The organism is Pseudomonas sp. TH49 (assembly GCF_016650625.1).
In the GTDB taxonomy this organism is placed as follows: Bacteria; Pseudomonadota; Gammaproteobacteria; order Pseudomonadales; family Pseudomonadaceae; genus Aquipseudomonas; species Aquipseudomonas fluorescens_H.
The window spans coordinates 405522-425900 of sequence record NZ_JAEKFL010000001.1 but is presented as its reverse complement, the minus strand read 5'-3'; the positions used below and the strand labels follow the sequence as shown (position 1 = coordinate 425900).

17 protein-coding genes are annotated in these 20379 nt (G+C 61.5%); 9 read left to right on the top strand and 8 right to left on the bottom strand.

Annotated features, from left to right (window positions below; genetic code table 11):
• The first annotated feature begins 217 nt into the window (after positions 1 to 217).
• The 4 genes from purL to JFU48_RS02090 all read left to right on the top strand — a co-directional run bounded on the left by purL (position 218) and on the right by JFU48_RS02090 (position 6531).
• Positions 218 to 4114 (top strand): phosphoribosylformylglycinamidine synthase, encoded by a 3897-nt coding sequence (gene purL / locus JFU48_RS02105; RefSeq protein ID WP_201135730.1) that lies wholly within the window; start codon positions 218 to 220, stop codon positions 4112 to 4114.
• A gap of 5 nt (positions 4115 to 4119) precedes the next feature.
• Positions 4120 to 4431, top strand: coding sequence for a Nif3-like dinuclear metal center hexameric protein (locus JFU48_RS02100; protein WP_045122306.1), 312 nt, complete (start codon positions 4120 to 4122; stop codon positions 4429 to 4431).
• A gap of 1152 nt (positions 4432 to 5583) precedes the next feature.
• A complete protein-coding gene (locus JFU48_RS02095; RefSeq protein WP_098967366.1) occupies positions 5584 to 5946 on the top strand; it encodes a DUF6124 family protein in 363 nt (120 codons plus the stop codon).
• 138 nt (positions 5947 to 6084) lie between these two features.
• On the top strand, positions 6085 to 6531 hold the full coding sequence (locus JFU48_RS02090) for a hypothetical protein (protein WP_007967820.1): 447 nt from the start codon (positions 6085 to 6087) through the stop codon (positions 6529 to 6531).
• A 54-nt stretch (positions 6532 to 6585) separates the two neighbouring features.
• Here JFU48_RS02090 and nagE read toward each other — a convergent pair whose 3' ends face one another.
• The 7 genes from nagE to JFU48_RS02055 all read right to left on the bottom strand — a co-directional run bounded on the left by nagE (position 6586) and on the right by JFU48_RS02055 (position 15213).
• Positions 6586 to 8301, bottom strand: a complete 1716-nt coding sequence (gene nagE / locus JFU48_RS02085; RefSeq protein WP_201135729.1) for an N-acetylglucosamine-specific PTS transporter subunit IIBC — start codon at positions 8299 to 8301, stop codon at positions 6586 to 6588.
• 35 nt (positions 8302 to 8336) lie between these two features.
• Complete coding sequence (gene ptsP, locus JFU48_RS02080) at positions 8337 to 10850, bottom strand: phosphoenolpyruvate--protein phosphotransferase (RefSeq protein ID WP_201135728.1); 2514 nt, start codon at positions 10848 to 10850, stop codon at positions 8337 to 8339.
• A gap of 34 nt (positions 10851 to 10884) precedes the next feature.
• A complete protein-coding gene (locus JFU48_RS02075) occupies positions 10885 to 11895 on the bottom strand; it encodes an SIS domain-containing protein (protein ID WP_201137046.1) in 1011 nt (336 codons plus the stop codon).
• Positions 11888 to 12994 carry an N-acetylglucosamine-6-phosphate deacetylase gene (gene nagA / locus JFU48_RS02070; RefSeq protein ID WP_201135727.1) on the bottom strand — a complete coding sequence of 369 codons (1107 nt, stop codon included), beginning with the start codon at positions 12992 to 12994 and terminating at the stop codon, positions 11888 to 11890. The genes JFU48_RS02075 and nagA overlap by 8 nt, the downstream gene beginning before the upstream one ends.
• A 32-nt stretch (positions 12995 to 13026) precedes the next feature.
• Positions 13027 to 13758: a GntR family transcriptional regulator gene (locus tag JFU48_RS02065; RefSeq protein WP_045122308.1), complete on the bottom strand. Its 732-nt coding sequence runs from the start codon at positions 13756 to 13758 to the stop codon at positions 13027 to 13029.
• A 339-nt stretch (positions 13759 to 14097) separates the two neighbouring features.
• Positions 14098 to 14613: a L,D-transpeptidase family protein gene (locus JFU48_RS02060; RefSeq protein WP_003221956.1), complete on the bottom strand. Its 516-nt coding sequence runs from the start codon at positions 14611 to 14613 to the stop codon at positions 14098 to 14100.
• A 48-nt stretch (positions 14614 to 14661) separates the two neighbouring features.
• Positions 14662 to 15213: an NUDIX hydrolase gene (locus tag JFU48_RS02055; protein ID WP_201135726.1), complete on the bottom strand. Its 552-nt coding sequence runs from the start codon at positions 15211 to 15213 to the stop codon at positions 14662 to 14664.
• Positions 15214 to 15359: 146 nt separating this feature from the next.
• On the opposite strand from JFU48_RS02055, the gene JFU48_RS02050 reads away from it, so the two are divergent.
• The 5 genes from JFU48_RS02050 (at position 15360) to purT (ending at position 18708) form a co-directional block, all read left to right on the top strand.
• The gene (locus tag JFU48_RS02050; protein ID WP_003221960.1) at positions 15360 to 15959 is read left to right on the top strand and encodes a CoA pyrophosphatase; all 600 of its coding nucleotides are present in this window, start codon (positions 15360 to 15362) and stop codon (positions 15957 to 15959) included.
• 45 nt (positions 15960 to 16004) lie between these two features.
• Positions 16005 to 16529: a gamma carbonic anhydrase family protein gene (locus JFU48_RS02045; RefSeq protein WP_003221962.1), complete on the top strand. Its 525-nt coding sequence runs from the start codon at positions 16005 to 16007 to the stop codon at positions 16527 to 16529.
• Positions 16526 to 16735, top strand: a complete 210-nt coding sequence (locus JFU48_RS02040; protein ID WP_201135725.1) for a DUF1289 domain-containing protein — start codon at positions 16526 to 16528, stop codon at positions 16733 to 16735. The genes JFU48_RS02045 and JFU48_RS02040 overlap by 4 nt, the downstream gene beginning before the upstream one ends.
• 224 nt (positions 16736 to 16959) lie before the next feature.
• Positions 16960 to 17427 carry a hypothetical protein gene (locus JFU48_RS02035; protein WP_003221966.1) on the top strand — a complete coding sequence of 156 codons (468 nt, stop codon included), beginning with the start codon at positions 16960 to 16962 and terminating at the stop codon, positions 17425 to 17427.
• A 99-nt stretch (positions 17428 to 17526) separates the two neighbouring features.
• The gene (gene purT, locus JFU48_RS02030; protein WP_003221968.1) at positions 17527 to 18708 is read left to right on the top strand and encodes a formate-dependent phosphoribosylglycinamide formyltransferase; all 1182 of its coding nucleotides are present in this window, start codon (positions 17527 to 17529) and stop codon (positions 18706 to 18708) included.
• A gap of 105 nt (positions 18709 to 18813) precedes the next feature.
• Here the strand turns inward: purT and JFU48_RS02025 are convergent, their stop codons facing one another.
• Complete coding sequence (locus JFU48_RS02025) at positions 18814 to 20130, bottom strand: MFS transporter (protein WP_201135724.1); 1317 nt, start codon at positions 20128 to 20130, stop codon at positions 18814 to 18816.
• Positions 20131 to 20379 lie beyond the last annotated feature (249 nt).

Sequence of the window (20379 nt, the reverse complement as noted above, 5' to 3'; positions counted from 1 at the left end):
ACAAAACCGCACGAAACCCCGCAGGAATGGGGCTGAACGGCATTTTGTGACAGAAAAAATAAGCGCTGCCCGCACACCCTCGAAATTTGACTTCAAAGGCAGAAACACAGATTGATATCCGAGTGCAACCGTGCGTAGCGTTTCGGGTGATGTTGAGGGCGGTTTAGGCTAGAATGCACGGCCTCAAAGCACACCCCTTCCCGAGGCTGTCCCGAAGATGTTGATCCTGCGCGGCGCTCCTGCCCTTTCTGCCTTTCGCCACAGCAAACTCCTTGAGCAACTGAGCCAGAAGGTTCCAGCTGTCAGTGGCCTGTATGCTGAATTCGCTCACTTCGCCGAAGTCACCGGCGTCCTGACCGGCGACGAACAGCAGGTGCTTGCGCGCCTTCTGAAGTACGGCCCAAGCGTTCCGGTACAAGAGCCGACCGGTCGTCTGTTTCTGGTGTTGCCGCGTTTCGGCACCATCTCGCCATGGTCGAGCAAGGCCAGCGACATCGCCCGCAACTGCGGCCTGAGCAAGATCCAGCGCCTGGAGCGCGGCATCGCGTTCTACGTGGCCGGCCAGTTCAGCGACACCGAAGCCCAGCAAATCGCCGACGTGCTGCATGACCGCATGACCCAGATCGTTCTGAACAATCTGGAACAGGCCGCCGGTCTGTTCAGCCACGCCGAGCCGAAGCCGCTGACCGCGATCGACATCCTCGGCGGCGGTCGCGCCGCGCTGGAAAAAGCCAACACCGAACTCGGTCTGGCCTTGGCCGAAGACGAGATCGATTACCTGGTCAACGCCTTCAACGGTCTCAAGCGCAACCCGCACGACATCGAACTGATGATGTTCGCCCAGGCCAACTCCGAGCACTGCCGCCACAAGATCTTCAACGCCAGTTGGGATATTGACGGCGAGAGCCAGGAAAAAAGCCTGTTCGGCATGATCAAGAACACCTATCAGATGCACAGCGAAGGCGTGCTGTCCGCTTATAAGGACAACGCTTCGGTGATCGTCGGCAACGTCGCCGGCCGCTTCTTCCCGGATCCGGAAACCCGCCAGTACGGCGCGGTGCAGGAGCCGGTGCACATTCTGATGAAGGTCGAAACCCACAACCACCCGACCGCGATCGCCCCGTTCCCGGGCGCGTCCACTGGTTCCGGTGGCGAGATCCGCGACGAAGGTGCAACCGGCCGTGGCGCCAAGCCAAAGGCCGGTCTGACCGGTTTCACCGTATCCAACCTGCAGATCCCGGGCTTCGAACAGCCGTGGGAAGTGCCGTATGGCAAGCCTGAGCGCATCGTTACCGCGCTGGACATCATGATCGAAGGCCCGCTGGGCGGCGCCGCGTTCAACAACGAATTCGGGCGTCCGGCCCTGACTGGCTACTTCCGTACCTTCGAACAGTCGATCAGCACCCCGCACGGTGACGAAGTTCGTGGCTACCACAAGCCGATCATGCTCGCCGGCGGCATGGGCAACATCCGCGAAGAACACGTCAAGAAAGGCGAGATTCTGGTCGGCTCCAAGCTGATCGTGCTTGGCGGCCCGGCCATGCTCATAGGTCTGGGCGGCGGTGCCGCTTCCTCGATGGCCACCGGCACCAGCTCGGCGGATCTCGACTTCGCTTCCGTACAGCGTGAAAACCCTGAGATGGAGCGTCGCTGCCAGGAAGTCATCGACCGTTGCTGGCAACTGGGCGACAAGAACCCGATCAGCTTCATCCACGACGTGGGCGCGGGCGGTCTGTCCAACGCCTTCCCGGAACTGGTCAACGACGGCGACCGCGGTGGCCGTTTCGAACTGCGCAACATTCCCAACGACGAGCCGGGCATGGCCCCGCACGAAATCTGGTCCAACGAATCGCAGGAACGTTACGTTCTGGCGGTCGGTCCGGCCGATTTCGAGCGCTTCAAGGCGATCTGCGAACGCGAGCGTTGCCCGTTCGCCGTGGTCGGCGAAGCCACTGCCGAGCCACAACTGACCGTGACCGACAGCCACTTCGGCAACAACCCGGTGGACATGCCACTGGAAGTGTTGCTGGGCAAGGCCCCGCGCATGCACCGTTCGGTGGTTCGCGAAGCCGAGCTGGGCGATGATTTCGATCCGTCGAACCTCGACATCAGCGAGTCCATCGAGCGCGTCCTGCATCACCCGGCCGTGGCGAGCAAAAGCTTCCTGATCACCATCGGCGACCGCACCATCACCGGCCTCGTGGCCCGTGACCAGATGGTTGGCCCATGGCAGGTTCCGGTGGCCGATGTCGCAGTTACCGCCACCAGTTTCGACGTCTACACCGGTGAAGCGATGGCGATGGGCGAGCGGACTCCGCTGGCGTTGCTGGACGCTCCGGCGTCGGGCCGCATGGCCATCGGCGAAACCCTGACCAACATTGCCGCCTCGCGCATCAACAAGATCTCCGACATCAAACTGTCGGCGAACTGGATGTCCGCCGCCGGCCACCCAGGCGAAGACGCGCGTCTGTACGACACCGTGAAAGCGGTCGGCATGGAACTGTGCCCTGAGCTGGGCATCACCATTCCGGTCGGCAAGGACTCGATGTCCATGGCCACCCGCTGGAATGACAACGGTGAAGAAAAAACCGTGACCTCGCCGATGTCGCTGATCGTGACCGGTTTCGCCCCAGTGGCTGACATCCGTCAGACCCTGACCCCGGAACTGCGCATGGACAAGGGCACCACCGACCTGATCCTGATCGACCTCGGTCGTGGTCAGAACCGTATGGGGGCTTCGATCCTTGCTCAGGTTCACGGCAAGCTCGGCAAGCAGGCTCCGGACGTCGATGACGCCGAAGACCTGAAAGCCTTCTTCGCGGTGATCCAGGGCCTCAACGCCGACGGTCACCTGCTGGCTTACCACGACCGTTCCGACGGTGGTCTGCTGACCTCCGTGGTGGAAATGGCGTTCGCCGGCCACTGCGGTCTGAGCCTGAACCTGGACAGCGTTGCCGAAAACTCGGCCGAAATCGCTGCGATCCTGTTCAACGAAGAACTGGGTGCAGTGATCCAGGTTCGTCAGGACGCCACCCCGGACATCCTCGCGCAGTTCAGCGCGGCCGGTCTGGGTGACTGCGTGTCGGTGATCGGTCAGCCGATGAACAATGGCCAGATCAACATCACCTTCAACGGTGACACCGTGTTCGAAGGCCAGCGTCGTCTGCTGCAACGTCAGTGGGCCGAGACCAGCTACCAGATCCAGCGTCTGCGCGACAACGCCGACTGCGCCGAGCAAGAGTTCGACGCGCTGCTGGAAGAAGACAACCCGGGCCTGAGCGTCAAGCTGAGCTACGACGTCAACCAGGACATCGCCGCGCCTTACATCAAGAAAGGCATCCGCCCACAGGTTGCCGTACTGCGTGAGCAGGGCGTCAACGGTCAGGTGGAAATGGCGGCAGCGTTCGACCGCGCCGGTTTCAACGCGATCGACGTGCACATGAGCGACATTCTCGCTGGCCGTGTCGACCTGAACGAGTTCAAAGGTCTGGTGGCCTGCGGTGGTTTCTCCTACGGCGACGTCCTCGGCGCCGGTGAAGGCTGGGCCAAGTCGGCCCTGTTCAACAGCCGTGCCCGCGATGCGTTCCAGGGGTTCTTCGAGCGTAACGACAGCTTCACTCTTGGCGTGTGCAACGGTTGCCAGATGATGTCCAACCTGCACGAGTTGATCCCGGGCAGCGAGTTCTGGCCGCACTTCGTGCGCAACCGCTCCGAGCAGTTCGAAGCGCGTGTGGCGATGGTGCAGATCCAGGAGTCGAACTCGATCTTCCTGCAGGGCATGGCCGGTTCGCGCATGCCGATTGCCATCGCTCACGGTGAAGGCCATGCCGAATTCGAAAGCGAAGAGGCGTTGCTGGAGGCCGATCTGTCCGGTTGCGTGGCGATGCGTTTCGTCGACAACCACGGCAAGGTCACCGAAGCCTACCCGGCCAACCCGAACGGTTCGCCGCGCGGGATCACCGGTCTCACCAGCCGCGACGGTCGTGTGACGATCATGATGCCGCACCCGGAGCGTGTGTTCCGCGCGGTGCAGAACTCGTGGCGTTCGGAAGACTGGACCGAGGATGCTCCTTGGATGCGCATGTTCCGTAATGCTCGCGTCTGGGTGAACTGAGGCCTGTGTACAAGCTCGCGTTTTTTGTTCCTGACAGTCATGTCGAGGTGGTCAAGGACGCCGTATTCGCTGCCGGTGGTGGGCGGATCGGGGACTATGACCACTGTGCTTGGCAGGTGCTTGGCTTGGGTCAGTTTCGACCTTTGGACGGCAGTCAGCCGTTTATTGGTGAGGCGGGGCAGGTTGAGCGGGTTGAGGAGTGGAAGGTTGAGCTTGTCGTTTGTGACGCGTTGATTCGTGATGTGGTGGCGGCTTTGAAGTTGAGTCACCCTTACGAGACGCCGGCTTATGAGGTGTGGCGGTTGGAGGATTTCTGATCTTCCTTCCGCTGGAACGGGAAACCCGCAGATGAGTGATTGTCTGCGGGTTTTTTGTTGGCTGCGATTTGCTTTTCTGTAGGAGTGAGCCTGCTCGCGATGGCGCCCTGACAGGCGACCATGTTCTGGCTGACTGTGTGAATATCCGTTTCTTCGGGGGCGGCGGCTGGCGGTTTCGCTCTTACAGCGAGTCACTTTTGACAAACGCCTCAAAAGTAACCAAAAAGTCTTGCTCCTACGTTCGGCCCGCTCGCTGGGGCTCGGGGTCCCTTCGCTCCGGGATCGATCCGGGGGCAGCGCCTCCGGTTTGCTTCGCTGCACCTCCTCTCGCTGTGTTTGGCTGCGCCAAACGGTCGCTGCGCTCCCACCCCCGGATCAATCCCTCCACTCAGCCTTCCGACGTCGCCCGTGGATCAAGATCAAGAGCTGCAGCCGAGCTTGCGCTCATCCTGGAGTGGGGCGGCTTCGCCGCATGGGGTGTGCGCTTGCTAAATTGTAGGAGCCAGCCTGCTGGCGATGGTGGCCTGACAGCCGACCAATCTCTACCTGAATACACCGGGTTCAAACTGTGGGAGCGGGCTTGCTCGCGAAGGCGTCCTGCCAGCTGACGGATCCATCGCAGATGTACTCAACCCCTGTGTGAGCCTGGCTTGCCAGCGATGGCGGCCTGACAGCCGACCAATTTCTATCTGGTGCAGTACTCACCTGTAGGAGCTGCCGAAGGCTGCGATCTTTTGACTTTGGTTTTTTACAGTCAAAGGGCAGATCAAAAGATCGTCCGAACGCGGCCCGAGCCTTCCGCAGCTCCTACACGGGATGTTTTGTGTTTAAGAGTGTGTGGAATTACCAGAACCTTCCCACAAGGTTTTCAGGTTGTCCCTCGGACGCCCGGTCTCTAGGCTTTGCTTGTCGCTGCCAATTCAGCGACCGGGTGTGAGATCCCCGGCTATTCATTTGGATACTTGTGCATGTCCCTCCATAATCGCTGCCAGCTTAAACTGACGCGATTCTCTATGGCGGCTGTGTGCGGGTGGACGAATGTCCTGCCGGGTTTATCCATACCGGTGATCTCACCCCGTACATGGCTGCCACCTTTTCTTCGAGTGAGATCGGGAATAAGTGGCTCTCGCACTTATTAGAGGAAATTGAGACATGGATAAGCTAATACCCGATCCACCCCACGAAACCACAGCACCACCCGTCGACGCCATCCGGGTTGAAGACCTGACGAAAGACCGTGAAGCCATCAAGCGCGCTGTCGATTTCTACTTCACCCCGCAGCCCGCTCAGGCGCATCAGTCCAGCACAATGTTCCTGGTCAACCCAAGCATCGACACCGAAACCCTGCTAGCCCACGCCTACGAATCGTTGGCCTCCGCCAGTGCCATGGCCAGCAACTTCGCCAACGAACTCAGTGGCCTGCAACGCAGCACCGCTCTGGCGATCCAGCAAATCATCATGCTCGCCGAACTCGCGGTAAACCGCGCGCTGGATCGGGTCGATCCACAAACCTGATAACGCGACATCGTTGATCGCCAGCAGTCGGGCTCCCACAACGTCGTGCAGGATTTTGAGAACACTGCTCAACCTGTGGGAGCGAGCCTGCTCGCGAAGCTCTTCTAATTAACTGGCAAGACTATCTGGAGAAGGGAGATGACGAAGGTGAATGACGCGCACGTCCTCTCATCCGCGTTGGATACTCTCGTCAGGAGCCCTCTCAATCAGGCCGATGACGTCGCGCTGGTGAACGCTGCGAAAGAAGTGTGGTACTCGAATTCCAGTGTTGAAAGCGAGGTTAAGGCGTTTCTGAAAAATCACAGTGACGATATAGAACGCCGTCGCGCGGCTTACCTGTTGGAGCGGTTTACGCGCTTCTCTTGTGTGTCTGATAGTCGCGTGCTGGAAACGCTGCATGCGTTGCAGCTTTTCGCGCACTCGACGCCGAAGCAGGATGTTGCACCTCCAAAGATGGTTTCGTTACGCAATCGCAAGGATCAATTAGCCGTCTCTTGGGGGTTAGCAGAAAGCCTTGGATTGAAGGTTCAAACGCTGATGCCATTCCAGACTCGCCATTACCAGGCAGAACAGCATTTACCCTGAGCTGAACGTGTCAGCGATAAAAAAAACCGGCCTGAGCCGGTTTTTTTGTGTTGATTAAACCTTGGCGCTGACCTCACTCCGATTAACCAACGCCTCAATCGCCCCACTCAAACTCGCCGCTTTCTCGCCAATCAACAAATGCCAGACTCCACCTTCCAACGGGCTGACACCCTGGCAACCCAACTCTTTCAACTGCGCCTCGGACAACGCTTTACCATCGGCCAGTTGCAGGCGAATGCGGGTCAGGGCGATGCAGTCCAGTTGCAGCACATTCTCGCTACCGCCCAAGGCAGTCAGCCATTGTTGGGCTTCCGGTGCCGTGACCAATACGGCTTTCGATTCCTCGACCACCACCGCAGGCGCAGCCACCAACGCACGCCCCAGCGTCGGCATGGCGAGGCGGATTTCGTCGGCGATGCTGTCGGCCAATGGCCCAACCACCACCTGCAAGCTGCCGCCCTTGCCCGGGCGTACCACGGCCATCGCACCCAGTGCCTTCAAATCAGCGTCGGAAGCCTTGTTGCGATCAACCATTTCCAGACGCAACCGGGTAGTGCAGGCACCGACAGTCACCAGATTCTCCGCACCACCGAGTGCCTTGATGTAAGCCGCCGCGCGCTCGTTCTCGGTGAGAACAGCCTTGTCAGCCGCCGCAACATCCTCACGCCCCGGCGTCTTCAAATTGAAGCGGCGGATACAGAAATCAAACACCGCGTAATACACCACTGCATACGCCAGCCCGACCGGAATCACCAGCCAGCCATTGGTCGAGCGCCCCCAACCGAGCACCATGTCGATGAAGCCGCCGGAGAAGGTGAAGCCGAGGTGGATGTTCAGCGCATTGGTGATCGCCATCGACAACCCGGTCAGCAGCGCATGCAGCAGATACAGCAGCGGTGCCAAAAACATGAAGGCGAATTCGATTGGCTCGGTCACGCCGGTCAAAAACGAGGTCAGGGCCATCGACAGGAAAATCCCGCCCATCACCTTGCGCCGCTCCGGCAGCGCATTGCGGTACATCGCCAGGCACGCGGCGGGCAGGCCGAAGATCATCATCGGGAACATGCCGGTCATGAACTGGCCGCCCTTTGGATCGCCCGCGAAGTAGCGTGACAGGTCGCCGGTGACCAGTGCGCCGGTAGTCGGGTCGGTGAAGTTGCCGAACACGAACCACGCCATGTTGTTGAGGATGTGGTGCAGGCCGGTGACGATCAGCAGGCGGTTGAACACGCCGAAGACGAAGGCGCCGAAGCTGCCGCTTTCCATCATCAAGGTGCCGAAGCTGTTGATGCCGTGCTGGATCGGCGGCCAGATGTAGCCGAACACCACGCCCAGCGCGACGGCGGCGAAACCGGTGACGATCGGCACGAAGCGTCGGCCACCGAAGAACGCCAGGTACTCCGGCAGCTTGATGTCTTTGAATCGGTTGTACAGCGCGCCGGCCATCAGGCCGCTGACGATCCCGGCGAGCATGCCCATGTTGATGCTCGGGTCGAGCACTTTGAGGGTGGAGATCATCACCAGGTAACCGATCACCCCGGCGAGGCCGGCGGTGCCGTTGTTGTCCTTGGCGAACCCGACCGCGATGCCGATGGCGAAGATCATTGCCAGGTTGGCGAAGATCACTTGCCCGGCATCGTGAATGATCGCGATGTTCAGCAGGTCGGTGTCACCCAGACGCAGCAGCAGGCCGGCAATCGGCAGGATCGCGATCGGCAGCATCAGCGCGCGGCCGAGGCGTTGCAGGCCTTCGATGAAGAGTTGGTACATGGTGGTTCTCCCTGCTCTTTATAGAGAGCTTGTTGTTAGTGCAGAGGCCAATGCTGGTGGCAGGCGTGACGAACCGCAGCAGCGCTGTTCAGTTTCAACAGGTCGAGGCTGAGGCGTTGGCATTCGGCCTCGTGCAACTGGCGCACGCGATCCTTGATTTCACCGATCTGCACCGGGCTCACCGACAACTCGGTCACGCCGAGGCCGATCAACACCGGCGTCGCCAGTGGGTCGGAGGCGAGGGCACCGCAGACGCCGACCCAGCGCTTGTGCACTGCCGCACCTGCACAGGTCATGGCGATCAGTCGCAGCAGCGCCGGGTGCAGGGCATCGACCCGAGCGGCCAAACCTGCGTGGTCGCGGTCCATCGCCAGGGTGTATTGCGACAGATCGTTGGTGCCGATCGACAGGAAGTCGGCGTGCTCGGCCAGTTGTTCGGCTTGCAACGCGGCGGCCGGGACTTCGATCATCACGCCGATTTCCGGGCGCTGGCTGATACCCAGTTCCAGGCACAGCGCATCGACCCGCTGGCGGATGTGCAGCAGTTCGTCGACTTCGGTGACCATCGGCAACAGGATCCGGCAACGGCGCAGCGGGCTGACTTGTAGCAGTGCGCGCAGTTGCTGATCGAGGATTTCCGGGCGGGCCTGGGCCAGACGAATGCCGCGCAAGCCGAGCACCGGGTTGGCTTCGGCGGGCAGCGGCAGGTAGTCGAGTTGCTTGTCGCCGCCGACGTCGATGGTACGGATGATCACCGAGTGCTCACCCATGGCATCAAGCACAGCTTGATAGGCGGCGCGCTGCTCTTCGATGTCCGGCGCGGTCTGCCGGTCGACGAACAGAAACTCGGTGCGCAGCAGGCCGACGCCATCGGCGCCGTTGGCAAAGGCGTCCGCCGCTTCATGGCTGGAGGCAACGTTGGCGACCACTTCGATCGCCACGCCATTGCGGGTTTCGGCGGGCAGATGGGCTTTGGCTTGTTGCGCATCGCGGCGTTGCTGGCGCTCGATTTGCGCTTGCTGAACTTCGGTCAGGCGTTCGGCGTTCGGCGTCAGTTCGAGGCGGCCGCCATCGGCATCCAGCACCACTGACTGCCCTTGCGGCTGATCGAGCAAAGCCGAGCCCAACGCCACCAGGCATGGCAGGCCTTTGCCGCGCGCCAGAATCGCGACATGCGACGTCGCGCCACCCTCGGCCATGCACAACCCGGCGACACCCTGCGCGCTGAGTTGCAACAGATCCGACGGCGTCAGTTCATGCGCAGCGACGATGGCGCCGGTCGGCACGTCGTAATGCCAGGCTTCACCGAGCAGGGCGCGCAGGACGCGTTGCTTGAGGTCGCGCAGGTCGTTGGCGCGTTCGGCCAGCAGCGCGCTGCCGGTGTGTTGCAGGACTTCGCACTGCACGTCGATCGACTGGCTCCACGCGTGAGTCGCCGCCGTGCCTTGGTCGATAGCATGCAGCGCAGCGTCGAGCAGGGCCGGGTCTTCGAGCAGTGCCAGGTGCGCGGCGAAGATCGCTTCTTCGTCGGTGCTCTTGTGCTTTTTCGCTTGGGCGAGGGTAGCGTTGATTTCGCCGCGAACCTGATTCAGCGCGGCTTCAAGTTTCTGCAGTTGCTCAAGCGGAGCATGATTGCCCGCATCTGCCGGCAGGCTGATCGCGTTCAGGCGAAACAGCGGCCCGCCGACCAGTCCCGGCGCCGCGCACACAGCGTGCAGCACACCGGCTTCGGCCGGACGTTTGCGCGGTGCGGCGCTGACCGGTGCTGCGGCGTGGTGGTCTTCGGGCAGGGCAGTCGCCAATGCGCTGAGCAAGGCTTGCAGCGCGGCTTCGGAGTCCGGCCCCTGACAGCTGACTTGCACTTCATCCTGCTCGCCAACCGCCAGTCCCATCAGCCCGATCAGGCTGTTGCACGGCGCCGACTTACCAGCGAAGTGCAGCTGCGACTGGCTCTTGAAGCCTTGTGCGGTCTGCCGAATCAGTGCGGCCGGGCGTGCATGCAGGCCGCCGCGATGCGCCACCAGCACATGACCGTGAACCTCGGGTCCGTCCAGCGTTTCAGCATTTGCCACCGAACTGTTGCGCGCAACGATGTGCAGCAACGGATCGCCGACCTTTACCGGTTTGAGCGTGATCGGGCGCACCTGGAAGTCCTGGCTGTTGGTCAGGATCAACAGGCTGACCAGGCTTTTGCACTGCTGGCCGACCTTGTCCAGGTCGTAGCGCAACAATGGTTGGCCCTTGCTGACCCGCGTACCTTCCTTGACCAGCATCGAGAAGCCTTCGCCGTTCAGTTCAACGGTGTCGAGGCCCAGGTGCAGGAGGATTTCCGCGCCGTTGTCGGCACGCACGGTCAGTGCGTGGCCGGTGCGGGCGACGTGGATGATCACCCCGGCGCAGGGCGAGTACAGGGTGTCGTTCAGCGGATCGATGGCGATGCCGTCGCCCATCGCGCCGCTGGCGAACACCGCGTCCGGGACTTTGGCGAGCGTGAGCACCGGGCCGCTGAGCGGGGCGCTGAGGGTCAGCTCTTTATTGTTGTTGTGCATGGCTCGGTCTCATCAGGTGTGCAGTCATTCGGACTTAGTGCGTACGCGTCACTTTGCTCAGGTGGCGCGGCTGATCCGGGTCCATGCCTCGGGCCACGGCCAGGTTGGCGGCCATCACGTAGAAGCTCTGGATCGCCAGAATCGGATCAAGGGCCGGGTGTTCGGCGCGGCTCAGGGTCAGGTCGCGTTCGAGGATGTCGTCCGGCGCCGCCAGCAGCACACGGGCGCCGCGTTGACGCATCTCTGCCGCAAGGCTGATCAGACCGGCCTGTTCGGCACCGCGCGGGGCGAACACCAGCAGCGGGTAATGCTCGTCGATCAGTGCCATCGGGCCGTGACGGACTTCGGCGCTGCTGAAGGCTTCAGCCTGGATCGCCGAGGTTTCCTTGAACTTCAGCGCGGCCTCTTGGGCGATGGCAAAACCGGCACCACGGCCGATGACCATCAGGCGCTCACAATCGCGCAGCGCGTCGATGGCTACGCTCCAGTCCTGCTGCGTCGCTTCGCGCAGGCCTTCGGGCAGGGCGTTGTGCGCTTCCAGCAGTTCGCTGTCTTCTTTCCAGTGCGCGATCAGGCGGGCGCTGGCGCTCAGGGTGGCGATAAAACTCTTGGTTGCGGCGACGCTGCTTTCGGTGCCGGCGAGCAGCGGCAGGCTAAATTCACATGCGGCTTCCAACGGCGAATCGGCAGCGTTGACCATCGACACACTAAGGGCGCCACGCTTGCGCAACAGACGCAGGCTGTTAACCAGGTCCGGGCTCTGCCCCGATTGCGAGAACGCGAACGCCACCTGACCGCTGACCTTCAGCGGCGCCTGCTGCATGGTCACCACCGACATCGGCAACGACGCCACCGGCACACCCAGTTGCTGCATGGTCAGGTAAGCGAAGTAGCTCGCCGCGTGGTCGGAGCTGCCGCGCGCGACGGTCATCGCCACTTGTGGCGGCTGACGGCGCAGGCGCCCGGCGATCTCGATCATTTGCGGGTCGAGCTGTTGCAGTTGGGCTTGCACGGCCTCGAACGAGGACAGCGCCTCTTCAAGCATTTTTGAAGTCAATGTCTTCTCCTTCGACCATGACGGCGGTCAGTGTGAGTGAGCGATCCAGCCGCACGCAGTCGGCCCAGGCACCCGGTTGCAGGCGCCCGCGTTCAGTGATGCCGAGGTAGTCGGCGGGAAATTGCGACAGACGCTGCGAGGCCTCGCTGATCGGCAAACCGATCTTCACCAGGTTGCGCAGGGCCTGATCCATGGTCAGGGTGCTGCCGGCCAACGTGCCATCTGGCAGGCGCACGCCGCCCAGGCATTTGGTCACGGTGTGGCTGCCGAGCTTGTATTCACCGTCGGGCATGCCGGCGGCCGCGGTCGAATCGGTGACGCAATACAGGCATGGGATCGATCGCAGGGCCACGCGGATCGCGCCGGGGTGCACGTGCAGCAGATCCGGGATCAGCTCGGCGAATTTGGCGTGAGCCAACGCGGCGCCGACGATGCCCGGCTCGCGGTGATGCAGCGGGCTCATGGCGTTGTACAAGTGAGTGAAACTGGTCGCGCCAGCCTCCAGAGCGGCGACGCCTTCCTCGTAACTGCCGAGGGTGTGGCCGATCTGCATGCGAATGCCGCGGTTGCTGAGTTCGCGGATCAACCCGTCGTGGCCGGCGATTTCCGGGGCGATGGTGATCACCCGGATCGGCGCCAGCGCCAGGTATTCCTCGACTTCGGCCATCAACGCGGTGTGGGCGAAGTTCGGTTGCGCGCCGAGTTTGCCGGGGTTGATGTACGGGCCTTCGAGATGCACACCGAGTACCCGGGCGGCGCCTTGCGGACGCTGTTCGCAGAACTCGCCGACCTCTTTCAGCACGCTGGAGATCTCGGCGCTCGGCGCGGTCATGGTGGTGGCCAGCAGCGAAGTGGTGCCGAAGCGCACGTGGGTTTTGGTGATGGTCTCAAAGGCACTGGCGCCTTCCATGATGTCTTTGCCGCCACCGCCGTGGACGTGCAGGTCGATGAAACCCGGCAGCAGATACGGCAGGTCATTGTCGGCCGGATCGCAGGGCACGCCTTCGATCGACACGACTTTGCCGTGTTCGTGGATCAGCCGGCCGCGAACCCAGCCGTGAGCGGTGAGGATGTTGTCTTCGGACATTTCGGTTCTCGCTGTTTGACGGCTTCGCCCGGTTAGCGGCGCAGCTCTGCAACAAAGTCGTAGTAGTCGTTGCGGCAATAGGTGTCGGTGACTTCGATCGGCGTGTTGTCTTCCAGATAGCCGACCCGGGTCATCAGCAGCATGGCGGTACCGGGGGCGATGCCGACCAGCGCGGCGAACTCGTCCGAGGCGTTGATCGCCTGGATGTGCTGCAGGGCGCGGACGATCGGTTTGCCGATGCCGTCGAGGTATTCGTAGAGCGAATCGCCGACCAATTGCGGTTTGGGCATGATCGAGGCGGGCAGGGTGCTCATCTCGATGGCCATTACGGTGTCGTCGGCCTTGCGCAGGCGTTTCATGCGCGCCACCTTGTCGTTCGGCGACAGGCTCAGGCGGATCAGTTCTTCGTGAGTCGGCAGGGTGATTTCGCGCTCCAGCCACTGCGAGCTGGGCACGAAACCCTTGAGGCGGAGCATTTCGCTGAAGCCCGAGAGGCGCGACAGTGGTTGTTCCAGACGGGGCGTGATGAAGGTGCCGGAACCTTGCAGGCGGCGGATCAGACCTTGATCAAGCAGCACTTCCAGCGCCTTGCGGGCGGTGACCCGGGAGATACCCAGTTGCTCGCTGAGGTTGCGCTCGGACGGCATCGCCTGCTCGGCCTTCCACTGCCCGGAATGGATCGCCGATTCCAGATTACGCGCCAGCTGCAGGTACAGCGGTGTCGGCTGGGAGTCATCTGGGCGTAGGGCCTGGAGGTCGTTCATGTAGGTCATTTCCGACGCGAGTGTAGGATTGTTGTTGCTCGCTTGTGGGGCGGAAATTAATACCACTTGAATACCATGTCAACGCAGGGAATTGGCCTGTAGGCCAATGAAATGGCGGGTTTCGGGTGTGATGTATTGAAGTGGTATTAGAGGTGGAATGCAGAAAGCAAAAGATCGCAGCCTGCGGCAGCTCCTACAGTGGGAAGTGGTATCAACCCTGTAGGCGCTGCCGCAGGCTGCGATCTTTTGATTTATTTTTTAACGCCGACCGACGGTAACGGCTGGATCAGCACTTTGTGGCGAGGGAGCAAGCTCCCTCATCACAGGTTTTCGGTCAGCCTAAGGGCGGATTTCGATCATCGTGCCGTCCGGCACCAGGCCCCAGACTTCACGCATGTCCATGTTGCGCATGGCGATGCAACCGTCGGTCCAGTCCAGGGTGTGGAACAGGTCTTCGGGCGTGTCCTCGGTGTCGGGCGTGCCGTGGATCATGATCATCCCGCCAGGCTCGACGCCTTCGCGGCGGGCGCGGGCCGAATCGCTGATGTTCGGGTAGGAAATGTGCATCGCCAGGTTGAATTTTTCGCTGACCTTGCGCCAGTCGATCCAGTACAGACCTTCCGGGGTGCGTTTGTCGCCCTCAATCAGTTTCGGACCTTTCTTCGCGCCCTTGCCCAGGGAGATGCGATAGGTCTTGAGTGGCTTGCCGTCGGAGATCAATTGCAGTTGATGCGCCGATTTGAACACCAGTATTTTGTCGATCCGGGGGCTATTCGATGGCGTCACGGTGGTCACGAATGACGCTTGGGACACGGTGACGAACGACAGGCAGAGCAGGGCAAGCAACCAGCGCATTGAAACGATTCCCCAGGAGTGATGCAGATATTTTATTTGTAGATGTTTTCAGGTGATGGCGGGCTGGGCCAGCGGCGGAATCGATTCGGAGCGAACCGGATAGGTCTCGCGGCGGCGATCAGCGAAGAAGCATTCTAAGGTACGCCCCACCGTGCGAAAAGCCAGCTCGTCCCACGGGATGTCGGCTTCGTCGAATAGTTGCACTTCGAGGCTCTCGGGGCCGGCGGCAAAGTCCAGATCGGCCAGTTCGGCACGGAAGAACACGTGCACCTGGCTGATGTGTGGCACATCGATCAGCGTATAGATGCTCAGGTTGCGCACCCGGGCGCAGGCTTCCTCGGCGGTTTCGCGGATCGCGGCCTGCTCGATGGTCTCGCCGTTTTCCATGAAACCGGCGGGTAGCGTCCAGTAGCCGAGACGGGGCTCGATGGCGCGGCGGCAGAGCAACACTTGGCGGCCCCAGGTCGCAACGCAACCGGCGACGATATTGGGGTTTTGATAGTGAATGGTCTGACAACTGTCACAGACAAATCGCAGCCGCGAATCGCCTTCGGGAATGCGCTGGGTCACCGGGTTGCCGCACTGGCTGCAAAATTTCATGCTGGGGTTCCTGAATGCTGCGCCTATCTTGGCGTGCAGCGGTGCCGGTCGGCAAGTTGTCGTTTCGCGACATGGCCCGGCGAGGGGCTTGGGCGGCTGCCATGATTGGTGCATGATGCAGGGTAAGGCACAGATCGAGAACACTCATGCTGGACGAGCTACTGCATAGGGTAAGCAACCACACACCGCGCACGCTGGAGACCGATAAACGTTTCCCCGAGGCCGCTGTTCTGGTGCCGATCACCCGCAGTGACGAGCCCGAGCTGGTACTGACCCTGCGCGCCAGCGGCCTTTCGACCCATGGCGGCGAAGTCGCCTTCCCCGGCGGGCGCCGTGACCCGGAAGACCCTGACCTGATTTTTACCGCCCTGCGCGAAGCCGAGGAAGAAATCGGCCTGCCACCGGGGCTGGTCGAGGTCATCGGCCCGCTCAGCCCGCTGATCTCCCTGCATGGCATCAAGGTCACGCCGTATGTCGGGGTGATCCCGGACTTTGTCGAATACCAGGCCAACGATGCCGAGATTGCCGCAGTATTCAACGTGCCGCTGGAGTTCTTCCGCAAAGACCCGCGCGAACACACGCATCGTATCGATTACCAGGGTCGCAGCTGGTACGTGCCGAGTTATCGGTACGGCGAGTTCAAGATCTGGGGGTTGACGGCTATCATGATCGTCGAGCTGATCAATCTGCTCTATGACGAACAGATCAGCCTGCATCACCCGCCCAAAAGTTTTATCAATACCTGAAGCCATCGCTCGAATGGCCCGTTCGTGAGCCCTGAGGAAAACAAGATGAAATACCGCCTGGGCGACGCCCGCGTCGACACCCATCCACAGAGCTGGGTAGCGCCCAATGCCGTGCTGGTGGGCAAGGTCAAACTTGAAGAGGGCGCCAACGTCTGGTTCAACGCCGTACTGCGCGGTGACAACGAACTGATCCTGATCGGCAAGAACAGCAACGTTCAGGATGGCACCGTGATGCACACCGATATGGGCTATCCGCTGACCATCGGCACCGGCGTGACCATCGGTCATAACGCCATGCTGCATGGCTGCACCGTCGGCGACTACAGCCTGATCGGCATCAACGCGGTGATCCTCAACGGCGCGAAAATCGGCAAGAACTGCATCATCGGCGCCAATTCGCTGATCGGCGAAGGCAAGGAAATTCCCGATGGCTCGCTGGTGATGGGCTCGCCGGGCAAGGTCGTGCGTGAACTCACCGAGCCGCAGAAGAAAATGCTCGAAGCCAGCGCCGCGCACTATGTGCACAACTCGCAGCGCTATGCGCGTGACCTGGTAGAGCAGGAAGAATGAACACGCCTGAAAGACCCGTTGCCTCGCCGTGCGTGAATATCTGCGCACTGGATGAGGACGATATTTGCACCGGCTGCCAGCGTACGGTCGCGGAGATCACACGCTGGGGGCGGATGACCAACGATGAGCGGCGGACGGTGCTCGGGTTGTGCCATGAGCGGGCGAAGGCGAGCGGGTTGGTGTGGATGATCCCGGCCAAGCGCTGAGATATTGGTTGAAGTGCTTTTGTGGCGAGGGAGCTTGCTCCCGCTGGGTCGCGAAGCGGCCCTTCTTTTGCTCTTGAAAGCAGGGACTGCTGCGCAGCCCAGCGGGAGCAAGCTCCCTCGCCACAGGTAAGCCGCTTGCCATTACGGGTGTATACAATTTTCGATCGACTTGGCCGAACTCTCTGCCTCAAGTAACCTGTGCGCCAATTTGACAGGTCGCCCCCATGATTTTCCTCATCGCCTACATCAGCAGCGTCGTGCTGATCAACTTCGCTTTCTCCACCGCGCCGCACCTGGACATCATCTGGTCGGCCTGGGGCGGGTTGGTGTTCGTGTTGCGCGACATGGTGCAAACCCGTTTCGGCCACGGCGCCATCGTGGCGATGCTGGCGGCGCTGGTGCTGTCCTACGTCACCTCTGATCCGTCGATCGCCCTGGCCAGCGCCACCGCGTTCGCGATCTCCGAGTGCATCGACTGGCTGGTGTTCAGCGTCACCAAACGCCCGTTGCGTGACCGCTTGTGGATCAGTTCGGCACTGAGCATTCCCCTCGATACCTTCATCTTTTTCGGCATGATCGACCTGATGACGCCACCGGTGATCATCACCGCATTGGTCTCGAAGTTCGCTGGCGTCACTGCCGTTTGGCTGATCATGGCCTGGCGCGAGCGCAAACAGGCTGTCGCCAGCTAAGCCAAACCCTCCGGTTCATGTAAAATGCCGCGCTTTCTCCCCATGGAAAGCGCGTCTGGCGTTGCTTTCCTCGATGATCCGCTTCTTTGAGGACCTGAGATGACCCGTATCGGAACTCCATTGTCGCCAACCGCGACCCGCGTATTGCTGTGTGGCTGTGGTGAGTTGGGCAAGGAAGTGGTGATCGAGCTGCAACGCCTGGGCGTTGAAGTGATTGCCGTCGACCGTTACGCCAACGCGCCGGCGATGCAGGTTGCGCACCGCAGCCACGTGATCAACATGCTCGACGGCGCGGCCTTGCGTGCCGTCATCGAAGCCGAGAAGCCGCACTTCATCGTGCCGGAAATCGAAGCCATCGCCACCGCCACGCTGGTCGAACTGGAAGCCGAAGGTTTCACCGTGATTCCTACCGCGCGCGCCGCGCAACTGACCATGAACCGCGAAGGCATCCGTCGTCTGGCCGCTGAAGAGCTGGACCTGCCGACCTCGCCGTACCACTTTGCCGATACCTTCGAGGACTACAGCAAAGCCGTTCAGGACCTGGGTTTCCCGTGCGTGGTGAAACCGGTCATGAGCTCGTCGGGCAAAGGTCAGAGCCTGCTGCGCAGCGCTGATGACGTGCAGAAAGCCTGGGATTACGCGCAGGAGGGCGGTCGCGCCGGCAAAGGTCGGGTGATCATCGAAGGCTTCATCGATTTCGACTACGAAATCACTCTGCTGACCGTGCGCCACATCGGCGGCACTACGTTCTGCGCACCAGTCGGTCACCGTCAGGAGAAGGGCGACTATCAGGAGTCCTGGCAGCCGCAGGCCATGAGCCCGATTGCCCTGGCTGAGTCCGAGCGCGTGGCCAAAGCTGTGACCGAGGCTTTGGGCGGTCGCGGTCTGTTCGGCGTCGAACTGTTCATCAAGGGCGATCAGGTGTGGTTCAGCGAAGTCTCGCCGCGTCCGCATGACACCGGTCTGGTGACCCTGATTTCTCAGGATCTGTCGCAGTTCGCCCTGCACGCGCGCGCCATTCTCGGTCTGCCGGTGCCACTGATCCGTCAGTTCGGCCCTTCGGCTTCGGCAGTGATTCTGGTGGAAGGTCAGTCGACCCAGACCGCGTTCGCCAACCTGGGCGCTGCGTTGAGCGAGCCGGATACGGCATTGCGTCTGTTCGGCAAGCCTGAAGTCAATGGTCAGCGCCGGATGGGCGTGGCGTTGGCGCGGGATGAGTCGATCGAAGCTGCGCGTGCCAAGGCGACCCGTGCTGCTCAGGCTGTTGTTGTAGAGCTGTAAACCGAGGCGCGGCATTCGCGAGCAAGCCCGCTCCCACATTGGATCTGTGGCGTACACAAAACCAATTGTGGGAGCGAGCTTGCTCGCGAAGCTTTTGATCTTCCGTCAGGCAACCTGATTCAGATCGTTATTGCGTGTTTCCTTCAGGCACAGCACAGCAATCAGGCTGAGCACCGCTGCCGCCGACACATACCCGCCGACATAATTCAAACCCCCCATCGCCACCAGTTTCTGCGCGAAGAACGGGGCGGCCGAGGCGCCGACGATGCCGCCCAGGTTGTAGGCCGCCGATGCGCCGGTATAGCGCACGTGCGTCGGAAACAGTTCCGGCAGCAGCGCGCCCATCGGGGCAAACGTCACTCCCATCAAGAACAGCTCGATGCACAGGAACAGCGCCACGCCCCAGGTCGAACCTTGCGTCAGTAGCGGCTCCATCAGGAATCCGGACAGGATCGCCAGCACACCACCGACGATCAGCACCGGTTTGCGCCCGTAACGGTCGCTGGCCCAGGCGGACAATGGCGTTGCCGCGGCCATGAACAGCACGGCAAAACACAGCAGTCCAAGGAACGTCTCCCGGCTGTATCCCAGTGTGGATACGCCGTAGCTCAGGGAAAATACCGTCGAGATGTAAAACAGCGCATAACACACCACCATCGCCGCCGCGCCGAGCAGGGTTGGCGCCCAGTACTGGCTGAACAGCTCGACCAGCGGCACTTTCACTCGTTCCTGACGGGCAATGGCGTTGGCGAATACCGGGGTTTCGTGGAGTTTCAGGCGCACGTACAGGCCGACCATCACCAGTACCGCACTGAGCAGAAACGGAATCCGCCAGCCCCAGCTGCGGAACTGCTCGTCGTTGAGGGTCATGGCCAGGGTCAGGAACAGCCCGTTCGCCGCGAGAAAACCGATCGACGGGCCAAGCTGCGGAAACATGCCGAACCACGCCCGTTTGCCCTTGGGCGCATTCTCCGTGGCCAGCAACGCCGCGCCACCCCATTCACCACCCAATCCCAGCCCCTGACCGAAACGCAGCACGCACAGCAGAATCGGTGCCCAGGCGCCAATGCTGTCGTAACCCGGCAGCACGCCGATCAGCGTGGTGCACACGCCCATCAGAAGTAGCGAGGCGACCAGTGTCGATTTGCGCCCGATGCGGTCACCGAAATGGCCGAACAGCGCCGAACCCAGCGGGCGGGCGAGGAAGGCGATGCCGAAGGTGAGAAACGCCGAAAGCATCTGCGCGGTGCCGGACGTCTGCGGAAAGAACACCGGCCCGATCACCAGTGCGGCGGCAGTGGCGTAGACGTAGAAGTCGTAGAACTCGATGGCGGTGCCGATGAAGCTCGCCGTCGCCACGCGGGTGGCGGAGTTGGTCGGTTGGGCAGGCGCGGTGTCGCGGTAAGCGGTACTGGTCGTCATGCGGTGATCCCTGACAGTCATGAGCTCCGTTGGAGCGAATTATTATGGTCGAACACCCAGGGATGTGGGATCAGGCGCGAGCGCTGTTTCGAGTAGGAACAGTCGTCGGGGTGGTGCGGAAAATTACCGTAACCGTTGGCGTGCGGGGTAAGCACAGGGCTCGGCGGCGCTTGGGTAAGCGGCTCGATTATAGGAAGGGGGCTAACAATCAAACAAGAGCAAAGGGTCGCAGCCGGTGGGCTTTCTGTG